Genomic DNA, 13108 nt, shown 5'->3' with positions numbered 1-13108 from the left:
AATTTACGATTACACTTGATTTTTAACATAACAGCCACGAGCTTTAGCTCGTGGACTTAGATATCCCCCTTTGATTCTTCCTTAATCCTGCTTTGTAAGCCTCACATCATCCACCCAGGCTTTCAGTCTTGGACCCGCCTTCTCCGACGAGATAATTTCAACCCGCATCTCCTTGATGTCACTTGACATCTTGAAAGTGGTCGACATTTTTGTCCAATCCTGCCCCGAAGGTATTTCCATGTCAGTTCCCGCATCATTAACATAAATCGATACAACGGCCTTGCCAACCTGCGACTTTATCCAGAAGGAGAACTCGTATGTCTTACCCGCCTCAAGGCTTTCAGTATGAATCTTCTGATACAGGTTTGCCATGTGCGAATAGCTGGCAATCGAGTCTGTCCAGTTTAATTCCACACTGTATTTGCCTTCTTTTACCTCCGCAGTGGAAAGTTTAATGTAGCTGTAAGTGGGAACTCCCTGGTTGTTGTATGTCCAGCCGTCTGGCATCCTGCCGTTTCTTGTCTCTTCAAAATTGCCGTTTACAAAAGGCGGTACGGGCGGTATGTTCACGCCTTCGGTGTTTCCGGTGTAAATGCTGCCCGAAGCTGTGCGGGCATAAACCCTGTAGTACTTTGTTGCTCCCGTTTCATATGTGTCGGAAAAGACTGTGTCCGTAACAGACGTGCTGTGAAAAACCATTTCACCGCTCACATCATCAACATTTGAAGTGCTTTTCCTGTAAACGGAATATTCCTTAAACGTAGGATCAGTTAACCTGTTCCATTTTAACGTTAATGTCCCCGCCTTTGAGAGTGAATCCAGCACTACTATGTTCGAGGGCTTAGACAGAACAATTGTTCCGAGATCCACATTGCTGAAACTGACGCTGAATGTCATAGTCTTTGTTATGCTTCCGCCGCTTGCAAGAACACTGCTTATTGAAAGCGTATGCTCCCCGTTTGCTACACCATAGAACTCAAACACCCCGTTCTGCGAAGATGAGCTCGATTGGGGATTATTATCCAGCATTACTGTGGCCATTGAAATTGTCTCACCCGGGACTTTTATTATGCCGTTTACCACGGCACTTACATCAGCAGAGACACTATCGTCCCCCTTATTGCACGAAACTAAGGCCAAACTGAAGAAAAATAGAAGGAAATATATTTTTTTCATAACAAAGATCCGCCTGGAAAATTATAGTTTGCGTTTTAACCGTCCCTGGGGAGAGTGGAAACTTTTTTCCAATCAGGACTTCCTAACTTACGAAATTAATTGTAATTTTTGCATTATTTCAGCTCCCTGGAGAAACATTTGACAGCTTCCAATTTGAATAGTAAAGTCATTTGCGTATTTTTGTGACATATTTTATGAAAAATAAACGTCTACATATCGCAGTTTCGGCTCTTATACTGGCTGTATTTACTTTCCATTTCCTGCACTCGGAACTGGACCTCGTTACTTCGCAGTACGACGTCAACCACGCCGCGCACGACTTCTGCCACCTTGTAGATAATACCACAACTTTTAATGAACACTCCGGCTCCCAGACACTAAAGAAATTTATTGCCCATACTTCCTTCAATGCTGTCCTGACATTTGTTCTGCTTCCGGTAAATCTGTTTGTCCCGGAGAGTACTGTTACATTACCGCCGGAGAGGCCTCAGGAAAAACCATCTTATATTTTAAACCGCATTCTTCTGATCTGAAAAAGCATCCCCCTATTCATCCATAAATGCCGTTAATGGCATTTTTTCAGTTAACTACCTGGTTTTAATAATATTTATTGAGCATAAAAATGAACAGATTTTTTTGTTTGTTCATACTCCTGCTTGCTTTCAGGGCAGGATATGGACAGGAATCCGCATTTCCGGAAAAACTGTCTCTTGAAAATGCAATCTCAATTGCTCTTGGCAATAACCCCGCTCTTAAAAAAGCGGCATCTGAGATTGACGCTTCAAGAGGAAAATTCCATGGAGGAATATCACTTCCTTCACCTACACTGTCACTCGAATACGAGGGCGTCCCTTCAGGCAAAAGCCCCGGGGGCTATGGCGAACGCTACTTCAAAATTGGACAGGCATTTGAATTCCCCACAACAATTGCACTAAAGTATTCATTCCTTTCAACGGGAGTGGATATGGCTCAGTCCGATTACAACACAGCCAGCCTCGCACTCATCTCCCGCGTAAAGAAAGCCTACTACAGCGTGCTTGCCGGGCGGGAGAAGCTTAAGATTGCAAAGGAAAACTTAACTATAACAGATGATTTTATTCATAAGGCCGAAGTAAGACTGAACCTTGGAGAGGCCGGTAACCTGGAATACCTGACGGCAAAGGTCCAGTTCGCACAGGCCAAAAACGACGTAAGCCTTGCTGAAAATGAACTTGAAACTACCTGCAACGAGCTATGCAGCGTGCTGGGAGTTGAACACGACTTTGAAAAATGCACGCTTACAGACAGCCTTTCATACCCGGAGTACTCATTTAACCCTGAGGACCTTCTGAAGTCTGCAAATGAAAAGAGCCCCATGTTAAAGAAAGCCTCGCTAGTCGTAAATTCGGCTTCAATCGGCCGCAGTATCGCATGGTCGGGACTTCTGCCTGCATTTGAACTGGAATACTTCAACCAGGCAATTGACGGCCGCAAGGGCTTTTACGGCTTCTCGCTCGGCGTCTCTGTTCCGCTCTGGTTTATGTTCAGCCAGAAAGGTGAAATTGAAGAGGCCTCTGCAAACCTCAGGGGAGCGGAATATGAATATAAGTCCGCTCAGAATGAGCTTAACTTAAACGTGAAGAACGCTTTCCTCGACTACCAGAACGATAACCGCCAGGTTAAGCTCTATAAAGAAGAAATTCTTCCGCAGGCAATGGAAGCCTACCGCACGGCTAAGATCAGCTACGATGCCGGAGAGATCTCGTACCTCGAATTCCTCGGCGCAAGGCAGACCCTCATATCCGCCAAAAGCAGCTACACGGAGGTTCTTCTTAATTATAATGCTTCCTTGATCGCAATTGAAGAGGCAGCAGGCACATCACTCGAAAATTTTAAGATTAAAACAGGCTTTGGAGACAAATAATGAAAAACATAAAACTATTTTCTGCCCTTTTAGTTGTATCCGGCATGCTTGTAACAGGCTGCGGCGCAAAGAACCAGGAAGGGGAAAAGAAAGAAGAGAAAAAACCGGAAACAAAGGAAATTCTTGTAACATTAAGCAGGCAGTCGGTTAAGGAAATTAACCTCGCCACCTCACAGGCCGAGGAGAGATCAATTACTGGCACAATCACCATACCGGCAAAACTTGTTGCCGATCAGGACCTTGAGGCCCATGTGGGCTCTCCTGTCGAAGGACGCGTGCAGAAGGTTATGGTCAAACTCGGCCAGTATGTAAGAAAAGGCCAGACGCTCATGAAGATCGAGGGAATTGAAATTGGCGAAATTAAGGCACAATTCATAAAGGCAAGGGCCGAATTTAATTACGCCGAAGCAAATCTGAAACGCCAGAAGACACTCCTTGAACAAAAAGCAGGAAGCCAGAAATCTTTCCTCGAGGCTCAGGCCGAGTACGAAAAAGCACAGGCGGAGCTTAATGCCGAGGACAGAAGGATCCACTCTGTGGGACTTAATGATTCAGATATGGACGTATCAAAGGAAATCGACAGCCACCTTGCAGGCTCCATTCCCGTAAAGTCTCCTATCGATGGAATTATAGTTGAACGCAGCGTTGTAATAGGCCAGCACGTGGATCCTGAAACAAATGCTTTCAGAATCATAAATTCCTCCTCTTTGTTTGCCGACGGACAGATCTACGAAAAGGACCTCCAGATGATCTCGGGCAATTCTCCAGTTACTCTTCAGGTCTCGGCTTTCCCTGAAACTGAATTTAAGGGAAAACTGATCTATGTCGGAGAAACAGTCGACAGCGAAACACGCACAATAAAAGTCCGTGCTTCTTTTTCAAACCCCGGCAGAAAGCTCAAACCTGAAATGTTTGCCAATATGCTCGTTCCCCTTTCAGGCAGCGCAAAGGGAATAGTTGTCCCCGAGGAATCTTTAATCCGCGACCAGGGAAGCATCTATGTATTTGTAGCCAGAAACGACACCACTTTTGAAAAGCGCCTTGTTGAACCGGGCAGCACAATGAACGGCTTTGTCCAGATCCGCAACGGCCTCAACAAAGGCGAAAGCGTTGTCTCCAAAGGCACATTCTTCCTGAAATCTGAAATGCTCAAGGGAATGCTTGAGGAGGAAGAATAAATATGCTTGAAAAAATTATTAAGTTCTGCCTTGAGCGCAAGGCGCTGATTATTTCGGCTGCAGCCATAATAATTGCTGCCGGAATATACTCATACATGAAGCTCCCGGTTGACGCATTTCCCGACGTTACAAACATACAGGTGGAAATTGTAAGCGAGGCGCCGGGGCTTTCGGCTCTTGAAATTGAGCGCTTCGTAACTTACCCCGTGGAAATGGCTATGCGCGGCATACCGGGCCTGGAGCAGATGAGGTCGCAGACGAAGTTCGGAATCTCTGTTGTAACTATCGTCTTTAAGGATAACGTCGATATTTACTTCGCCCGCCAGCTCGTCTCAGAACGCCTCACTGAAGCAAAGGAAAATCTGCCCGAAGGCGTTGAAGCCAGCATGGGTCCCGTTGCAACTGCAATGGGCGAGATATACCAGTTCACTCTTGAAGGAAATGAACCTAAGGACCCTGCGGAGAAAGTCCACTACCTTGCTAACCTCAGAACGCTTGAAGAATGGGTCGTAAACCCTGCGCTTAAAAGCGTTCAGGGAGTAAGCGACATTAACTCATTCGGAGGTTACTTCAAGCAGTTCCAGGTTATTGTCTCCCCTGAAAAGCTTGTTAAGTATAACCTCACTGTAAACGATGTCTATGAGGCCGTTCAGAAAAATAACCAGAACGTGGGCGGTAATATACTCGACCGCTATTCCGAAGAATACATTGTGCGCGGCGTGGGACTCATAAAAAGTGACGAGGATATAAGAAATATTGTTCTTAAATCTTCCGGCGGCACACCCGTATTTGTGCGCGACGTTGCCGATATAAAGGTGGGTGAAGCCGTGCGCCAGGGCGCGTCACTTAAAAACGGCGCGGGCGAAATCGTTGGCGGCATCGTAATGATGCTCAAAGGCGAAAACAGCCGCGAGGTGGTCGAAAGGGTTGAGGAAAAAGTTAAGGATATAAATGAAAGCAATATGCTCCCCGACGGCATTAAAATAAAACCTTACTACGACCGCGCCGATATTGTTCAGACCAGCGTCAACACAGTTACAAAGGCTCTCCTTGAAGGAGCCCTGCTGGTGCTTGTTATACTCTACCTTCTGCTCAGGAATTTCAGGGGAGCCTCGGTAGTCCTTCTGGCACTTCCGCTCTCACTTTTTGTAACATTCATTGTAATGAAGTTAATTGGAGTCGATGCCAATTTGATGTCTCTTGGAGGCCTTTCAATTTCAATAGGCATGATCATAGACGCAACGATCATCCAGGTGGAAAACGTCCAGAGGCACTTAAGCGAATCCGGCACCCACGACCGCAAGCTTTCAACTGTTCTTAAATCGGTTCTTGAAGTAAGAAAGCCCAGCATATTCGGAGAGCTCATTATTGCCGTAACTTTTCTTCCCATACTTTCGCTCCAGGGATTGGAAGGCAAAATGTTCACCCCGCTTGCAATAACGGTTGCAATTGCGCTATTGTCGTCACTCCTTTTATCAATATTTATTATCCCTACTCTCTGCGCCATGTTCTTAAAGCCTGATAAAGAAAAGGCAAATCCCGTTCTTGATGGCGCAAAGAGGATCTATTTCCCGCTTCTTAACTGGAGCCTTTCAAGAAAGAAAGTTGTCGTCTCTTCAGCCGTTGCACTGGTTGCCGTTGCCTTAATTATGCTCTCGCAGATAGGCACGGAATTTATGCCTGTAATGGATGAAGGCGCATTCGATATGGACGTGCAGCTCCTTCCCGGAGTCTCACTCGAAAAGTCGCTCGAAATAAACCAGATGATAGGCGGGAAGCTGAAGAAGTTCCCCGAACTCGAAACCGTGGTCTCACGCACCGGGCAGACGGGCATTGCAATGGAAGCCGTGGGAGTTAATAAAACGGGCTACGTAGGCGTCCTTAAACCCAGAAGCGAGTGGAAAAGTGCCGATACGCGCGAGGAGCTGACAGAAAAGATGAGACAGTCCATTGCCTCAATCCCCGGCGTCGGATTCGGATTCAGCCAGCCCATTCAATGCCGCATAGACGAGCTTGTTGCAGGCACAAAGGCACAGCTTATAATAAAACTCTTTGGCGACGATATGCAGATCCTCAAGGAAAAAGCGGATGAGATTGCAAAGAGCCTTTCTAAAATTGACGGTACAACCGACCTCGTGGTCGAACAGGTTGCCGGTCAGCCTTATCTTGCAGTTAACGTCGACCGCGCGAAAATTGCACGCTACGGACTTAATGTAAGCGACGTCTTAAAAGCCGTTGAAATTACCGTGGGCGGAAAAGCTGCCACACAGCTCTACGAGGAAAACCGCTCTTTCGATATTACCGTGCGCTACCCCGAGGAATACCGTAACTCAGTGGACGCAATAGGAAGCCTCCTGATTCCAACGGGACAGGGATATAACGTTCCCCTCAAAGAGCTTGCCGACGTATCCATTGTTGACGGCCCCGTGCAGGTAAGCCGCGAAGACGGCCTCCGCAGAATAGGCATCGAAATGAATATCCAGGGACGCGATATAGGAAGCTTTGTTGCGGAAGCTAAAAAAGCTGTAAGACAAAATGTAAAACTCCCCGCAGGCTACTATCTCACATGGGGCGGGCAGTTCGAAAACCAGCAGAGGGCAATGAGCCGCCTCATGATAATTGCGCCTCTTGCAATTGCGCTTATACTGGTATTGCTCTTTATTACATTTAAGTCCATACGCCTTGCGCTTCTTGTAATTTCAAACCTCCCCTTTGCATTAATCGGAGGCGTAATTGCATTATATATATCAGGACTCTATCTCTCCGTCCCGGCTTCAATTGGGTTTGTAGTTCTCTTCGGCGTTGCAGTATTAAACGGCGTTGTGCTCGTTTCATACATCTCGCAGTTAAGGCACGAAGGCATGGAGCTTAAAGAGGCCATAGAGAAAGGTTGCAACGACCGCTTGAGGCCTGTGCTCATGACGGCCTCAATTGCAATATTCAGCCTTATTCCCATGCTCTTTGCAACGGGACCCGGCAGCGAAGTTCAGCGCCCCCTTGCAACAGTTGTAGTAGGTGGCCTTTTTACATCAACCATCCTTACTCTCATTGTAATCCCTACAATGTACGGCTGGTTCGAAAACATGTTCAAAAAATCATAAATTATCTTCCGGGGCGGATCCTTCCGCCCCCTTTCTTCCATTCAACATTCAGCATTCAGCATTCAACATTCCCTTGAAATTCTCCTTCCACGTTTTATCTTACCAACGGTAAGAAACAGAAAACAATGAGGGCAGGGGTTAATATCTGCTCAAAATAGAAAAATAAACAAAGAAATATTGTATTTTCGAAACGTCGAACGTCGGACGATTTTACCTTGAACATCTCCCTCATTCGTGCGATATTACGTGCTGAATTTTTTTTGAGGTTTTTAATTGTTTGGCACAATCGTTAACGCCCTGGCTATCGCTGCGGGCAGCATACTGGGTGTTTCCTTCAAGGGCGGCATTCCTGAAAAATTTAATAAAACTGTAATGCAGGCTATGGCGCTTGCAGTAATACTGATTGGACTTAAAAGCGCATTCCAGACTAATAACATACTCCTTTTAATCTTCAGCCTGGCTATCGGCAGCGTCATAGGAGAACTGCTTAGAATAGAGGATATGCTTGAAAAACTGGGTAAATGGCTGGAGACTAAATTCTCACGCAAATCATCAGGCGGCATTTCAGAAGGCTTTGTAACAGCAAGCCTCGTATACTGCGTGGGCTCAATGGCAATAATAGGATCACTGGAAAGCGGACTTACAGGCAACCACCAGACACTCCTTGCAAAATCAGTTATTGACGGCGTATCATCTGTGGTATTTGCATCATCACTTGGTATAGGGGTATTGTTTTCATCCGTATCCGTATTTTTATATCAGGGGTTTATTACCGTTACATCCTCATTCATGAAGGATCTGCTCATCCCGTCGGTAACAGGCGAAATGTCAGCCGTAGGCGGACTCTTAATCGCCGCAATCGGAATCAACATGCTGAACCTGACAAAAATCAAAGTGGGCAACATGCTCCCCTCAATCATCATCCCGCTATTGTATTACACAATCCGCATGACATTAAAATTTTAATTTTTATGAATAGCCACTGAATTGCCACTGAATAGCCACTGAATTGCCACTGAATTGCCACTGAATTGCCACGACCTTTAGGTCGTGGTGGTTTAATGATCCAAAAATAATTGGGCTTTAGCCCCCGATCTTCGTTGAACGATTTCTCCCCTTGCTTTCCTCCTCTCCAACTCCTAAAATATTATAATAAGCTTGAAAGGAAAATAAATGAAAACTATGCTGCTTTTATTTTTTATAACGGGAGTTTTGTTTATGAACGATATAGAAGCAAAAATCCGCACTCAGGCCGTTGACTATGAATCCGGCGGCGTCAAACTCCAGGGCTACCTCGCCTACGACGACGCTCAGAAGGGTAAACGACCGGCTGTCCTGATTGTGCATGAATGGTGGGGACTTAATGATTATCCTAAAAAACGCGCCGAAGAAATAGCAAAGCTGGGTTATGTGGCCTTTGCGGCCGATATCTACGGCAAAGGCGTCATTGCCAAAACACCTGATGAAGCCGGAAAACTTGCCTCACAGTTCAGAAACGACCGCACGCTTGCAAGAAAAAGAGTAACCGCGGCGCTGGATGTCCTTAAGAAAAACAACTTCGTGGATGCCGGTAAAATTGCGGCCATCGGCTACTGCTTCGGCGGAATGATTGCACTTGAACTGGCAAGAAGCGGGGCAAATATAAAGGGAGTTGTAGGCTTCCATACTTCGCTTGATACTCAAAAGCCCGACGACGCAAAAAACATAAAAGGGAAGATCCTAATTTGTACAGGCGCTAACGACAAGTCCGTCCCACCTGAAATGCGTCAGGCATTCCAGAAGGAAATGGATAACGCTGGAGTCGACTGGCAGATGAATATCTACAGCGGTGCCGTGCACGCGTTTACAAATCCCGCTGCCGGCAGCGACCCCTCCAAAGGCATAGCCTACAACGCCAACGCCGATAAAAGAAGCTGGGAGGCAATGAAGATATTCTTCAATGAGATCTTTAAATAGACATTTGCCATTTTTTGTAGGGGCGACCGGCGGTCGCCCCCGCCTTAGGCTTTGTGAGTCAACTTAACTCAGAGCCCTTGAGAGGTCGGCTGCGGCCGATCTGTAGCAGAGGAAACCAATCCCTCTTCAGAGTCTTGGAGAGACGACTTGTCTGTAGCTAAGTTAAACCACCTTCTCAATCAGCCTTTTCGTAGCCATAATCCCATCCGGCTCCGCCAGGCGCTCGCCCTCGTACTCAATTCCAAGATACCCCTTATACCCGGCTTAATTTTGCTTTTCTTTCCTGAATTTCCCATTTTTCGGGGCGGGAATGAATAAAAATTCGAAATATTTGAAAATTATTGAAAAAATTTTCCGAAAACGCTCCCCGTCACCATATATATATGTAGGAAACAAACTTTTTATAGGACTATGTCAAAGCTCATTGAAACCGATAAGATTCAGCCCGGAATGGTGCTGGAAACCCCCGTCGTAAACAAGTACGGACAAATGCTCCTCTCCCGGGGAGCCGTCATCGAAAGCAGGCATATTGCAATGCTTAAAACCTGGGGAGTTTCTTCCATCCTTATTTATAACGACCAGGAGGAAAATGAGGCCAGGGCTTACGACCCTGAACTGCTTAATAAGGCAAAAGAACAGCTGATGCAGAGAATGGGCTGGATCCCCCGGAACGCGGTTGAGGAGAATATGGTCGCAGCAGCAGTTGAACTCCTTCTTAAATAAACGAATTTAAGCATAACAGGACTCACTATGGACATAGTCGAAAAAATTACCGAAAGCATAAAGGACCTGCCGACTTTACCAACAATCTTCTACACGATCTCGGAGGCAATGAATAACCCGAGATCCACTACAGAGGATATTGCCAAAATTGTCTCTACAGACCAGGCCTCGGCCTTTAAGGTACTGAAAGTTGCCAACTCTCCTTTCTTCGGCTTCCGCGGCAGAATCGATACAATACCCCAGGCTATTCTGCACCTCGGCTTTAATGAGCTGAAAAATATTATACTCGCTCTTTCTGTTATAAAATTCTTTTCTAAAAGCAGGTATTCAGAACATATGAAACCGAAGGATTTCTGGGCACACTCAATTGCCGCCGGAATCTGCACCAGAATGCTAGGGGCTTCGGTTAAGGTGCCTAACCTGGAACAGTATTTCCTCGCCGGCATATTGCACGATATAGGAAAACTGCTCCTGCTAGACCTCCTTGGCGAAAAATACCTGGAAGTTTTCAGGATCATTGAGGAAAAAAACTGCCTTATCAGAGAAGCTGAAAGAACTTCCATTGGCATCGACCACGCTGAGGCGGGAAGACTCCTGGCCGAAAGATGGAAACTTCCCCCTGTAATTAAAAATACAATATATTTTCACCATTCCGGATTAAATGACGGCAAGACCGATACACTCGTCTCCTGCGTGCACGTGGCAGACATTGCGGTCAGAATGTTCGACCTCGGAAACCCGGGCGACAGGCTTGTCCCTCAGCCTAACATCAAGGCCCTTACTTCACTCGGGCTTTCGGCAAGCGTGTTTACAGATATCACTCCCGCCCTCATGGCAGACTTTAAGCAGACTATCAGCCATATACTGGACTAATAATATGCATAACGATAACCTTCAGCAGCTGAAATTGAATGATTCACTAATAAGGGAATTCTGGAAGAACGTTTTTTTCTACCACGAGGTTAAAGCCTCAGGTGTTCCGTTCGATGAACTGCTTAATGCGGGACTGAATGTTTTCCTTAATCTCGATATATGCAAAGCCCTGTCGCTATTTCTTCTTGATACTGAGTCCTTTGAATTCAGGCATAAAGTTTCTTTGCCCGCCCTCCCGGAAGAAAAAGCCGAAAGCTTCTTCCGTGAACTGGTTGATAACGGCCTTATAGCAAAGTCAATTTCCAGAAGCGACATTGTGATATCTGCCCCCACAAAGGAAAAGAATAATAATGACGTTCTTATTATACCTCTTATCAGCTTCACTGGCGTTGTCGGTTTTATAGTTGTTGAACTCGGCATTCCTGCATTCGAAATGGAACTGCAGCTGCTGAACCTTTTCAAAATGTACTCCGGCCACCTTGCAGCCGAAATTAAACTGAACTCGGTCCAAAATGAGCTCGGTACCATAAGGACTTCTTTTGAAAACGAATTTACACGCAAGGTAAACGGCCTCGTGCAGAGCAAAATGGAAATAATGAAAATTCTGGATTCGCTCCAGACCGGCATTTTCATCATTGACCAGAACAGTAACCAGATACTGGACGCAAACCAGGTCGCCCGTAAAATGCTCGGCATCCCTAAACAGCTTCTTATCGGCACTGAAAGGAACCGCTACTGCTCCTGCTGCAGGAGGAAAGAAAAATCTGAATGCGGCCTGTGCACCGATACAAGCTTCGCGGAATGCTCTATCATTAATGCGGACGGCACTTCATCTTACATAATCAGGAAAGTCCTGCCTATTAAACTGGGCGACAACGAGGAGTATTTTCTCGAAAGCTTTATGGATATTACCGAGCGCAGGCTTGCAGAGCTGGAGCTCCAGAAGCTGAAGGAAAGCCTCGAGGAAAAAGTAGCCGAAAGAACGGCAAGCCTCCACTTTATAAATGAGCTCTTAAGAAACGAAATAGACGAAAACAAAAAACTCTTTCTGGCCGTGGAACAGAGCCCTGTTGCTATTCTGATCTCTGACGCCGGATGGTGCACAGAATATGTCAACCCGTCATTTACAAATCTGACGGGCTATAGCCTGAAGGAGATACTGGGCGATATGCCGCCGCTATTGAAAAACGACATAGCAGATTTCCAGCTGCAGAAGGATCTTGTAGGAGTCGTGGTCGGCGGCCGTGAATGGAAACAGGAAATCTTAAGCCGGAAAAAAGACGGCGGACAGTTCTGGTCGGTTGTTACCGCAAGTGCCTTAAGAGACGACGAAGGCAATCTTTCGCATTACATTTTTATGCAGGAGGATATTTCCGAAAGAAAGATCATGCAGGATAATCTAAAGAAGGCCAAAGAGAAAGCGGAATCCTCGGCTAAAATTAAATCTGAATTCCTCTCTCTCATGTCCCATGAAATAAGAACGCCTGTAAACACAATGATGAACTTTGCATCTCTCCTGAAGATGGAATTAAATGAGCACATGACCCCCGAGATTGAAAACGGTTTTAACATGCTGACTAACGGGGGACTGAGGCTTATCAGGACCGTCGAGATGATAATCAGCATGGCGGAGGTGCAGACCGAAGGCTATGAGGCCCGCTTTGAAAATATGGATCTCAACAGCGACATAATAACCGGAAACCTTACGGAATTTGAATCCACCGCAAGAGCAAAGAAAATTCAGTTCAATTACACCAATAAAACCGAATCCGCCATGGTAAAAGTTGATGGCTATTCGGCTCTGCAGATCATACTGCACCTTCTGGACAATGCCGTAAAGTTTACAAAGAGGGGAGGGGTCGACGTTCAGCTTTTCAACGATGAAAATAAAAATGTTGTCTTTAAGGTTAAGGATACGGGCGTAGGTATTTCAGAAGAATTCATCCCGAAATTATTCACTCCTTTTTCGCAGGAAGAAGGCGGCTACACCAGGCGTTTCGAAGGCAACGGCCTGGGCCTTGCATTGGTCAAGAAATACTGCGACCTGAACAACGCATCAATAGAGGTGCAAAGCCACAAAGACCATGGCACAGCCTTCACCGTAACATTTAAGCCCGCTGCGTCCCATTTGTGAATGGCCGGGATTGAATAGCCACGAGCTTCAGCTCGTGGAATATTGCCCATTCCCCAATTGGGCT

General features: G+C 46.1%; 10 protein-coding genes. 9 read left to right on the top strand and 1 reads right to left on the bottom strand.

Features of this window, described 5'->3' with window-relative positions; all coding sequences use genetic code 11:
* Positions 1-81 precede the first annotated feature (81 nt).
* Entirely contained in the window at positions 82-1176 is a 1095-nt protein-coding gene (locus HF312_20525) for a hypothetical protein (protein MCU7522611.1), read from the bottom strand.
* A gap of 194 nt (positions 1177-1370) precedes the next feature.
* On the opposite strand from HF312_20525, the gene HF312_20520 reads away from it, so the two are divergent.
* From HF312_20520 to HF312_20480, 9 genes are all read left to right on the top strand, one after another.
* Positions 1371-1709, top strand: a complete 339-nt coding sequence (locus HF312_20520; GenBank protein ID MCU7522610.1) for a hypothetical protein — start codon at positions 1371-1373, stop codon at positions 1707-1709.
* 89 nt (positions 1710-1798) lie between these two features.
* A complete protein-coding gene (locus HF312_20515; GenBank protein MCU7522609.1) occupies positions 1799-3079 on the top strand; it encodes a TolC family protein in 1281 nt (426 codons plus the stop codon).
* Positions 3079-4257 (top strand): efflux RND transporter periplasmic adaptor subunit, encoded by a 1179-nt coding sequence (locus HF312_20510; protein ID MCU7522608.1) that lies wholly within the window; start codon positions 3079-3081, stop codon positions 4255-4257. Before HF312_20515 ends, HF312_20510 begins: the two co-directional genes overlap by 1 nt.
* A 2-nt stretch (positions 4258-4259) precedes the next feature.
* On the top strand, positions 4260-7358 hold the full coding sequence (locus HF312_20505; GenBank protein ID MCU7522607.1) for an efflux RND transporter permease subunit: 3099 nt from the start codon (positions 4260-4262) through the stop codon (positions 7356-7358).
* Between the two features lie 273 nt (positions 7359-7631).
* The gene (locus tag HF312_20500; protein ID MCU7522606.1) at positions 7632-8324 is read left to right on the top strand and encodes a DUF554 domain-containing protein; all 693 of its coding nucleotides are present in this window, start codon (positions 7632-7634) and stop codon (positions 8322-8324) included.
* A 207-nt stretch (positions 8325-8531) separates the two neighbouring features.
* Positions 8532-9314 carry a dienelactone hydrolase family protein gene (locus tag HF312_20495; protein ID MCU7522605.1) on the top strand — a complete coding sequence of 261 codons (783 nt, stop codon included), beginning with the start codon at positions 8532-8534 and terminating at the stop codon, positions 9312-9314.
* A 411-nt stretch (positions 9315-9725) separates the two neighbouring features.
* Positions 9726-10037 (top strand): hypothetical protein, encoded by a 312-nt coding sequence (locus HF312_20490; protein ID MCU7522604.1) that lies wholly within the window; start codon positions 9726-9728, stop codon positions 10035-10037.
* A 27-nt stretch (positions 10038-10064) separates the two neighbouring features.
* Positions 10065-10910 (top strand): HDOD domain-containing protein, encoded by an 846-nt coding sequence (locus tag HF312_20485; GenBank protein ID MCU7522603.1) that lies wholly within the window; start codon positions 10065-10067, stop codon positions 10908-10910.
* A gap of 4 nt (positions 10911-10914) precedes the next feature.
* Positions 10915-13044 (top strand): PAS domain S-box protein, encoded by a 2130-nt coding sequence (locus HF312_20480; protein MCU7522602.1) that lies wholly within the window; start codon positions 10915-10917, stop codon positions 13042-13044.
* Positions 13045-13108: the final 64 nt, after the last annotated feature.

This window comes from Ignavibacteria bacterium, from assembly GCA_025612375.1.
GTDB lineage: Bacteria > Bacteroidota > Ignavibacteria > Ignavibacteriales > SURF-24 > JAAXKN01.
The sequence above is the reverse complement of the archived record's forward strand: the minus strand, read 5'-3'. Positions and strand labels throughout refer to the sequence as shown.

Coding starts and splice junctions, on each gene's coding strand:
- HF312_20525 (MCU7522611.1), bottom strand. CDS start 1,176: ATGAAAAAAATATATTTCCTTCTATTTTTCTTCAGTTTGGCCTTAGTT.
- HF312_20520 (MCU7522610.1), top strand. CDS start 1,371: ATGAAAAATAAACGTCTACATATCGCAGTTTCGGCTCTTATACTGGCT.
- HF312_20515 (MCU7522609.1), top strand. CDS start 1,799: ATGAACAGATTTTTTTGTTTGTTCATACTCCTGCTTGCTTTCAGGGCA.
- HF312_20510 (MCU7522608.1), top strand. CDS start 3,079: ATGAAAAACATAAAACTATTTTCTGCCCTTTTAGTTGTATCCGGCATG.
- HF312_20505 (MCU7522607.1), top strand. CDS start 4,260: ATGCTTGAAAAAATTATTAAGTTCTGCCTTGAGCGCAAGGCGCTGATT.
- HF312_20495 (MCU7522605.1), top strand. CDS start 8,532: ATGAAAACTATGCTGCTTTTATTTTTTATAACGGGAGTTTTGTTTATG.
- HF312_20490 (MCU7522604.1), top strand. CDS start 9,726: ATGTCAAAGCTCATTGAAACCGATAAGATTCAGCCCGGAATGGTGCTG.
- HF312_20485 (MCU7522603.1), top strand. CDS start 10,065: ATGGACATAGTCGAAAAAATTACCGAAAGCATAAAGGACCTGCCGACT.
- HF312_20480 (MCU7522602.1), top strand. CDS start 10,915: ATGCATAACGATAACCTTCAGCAGCTGAAATTGAATGATTCACTAATA.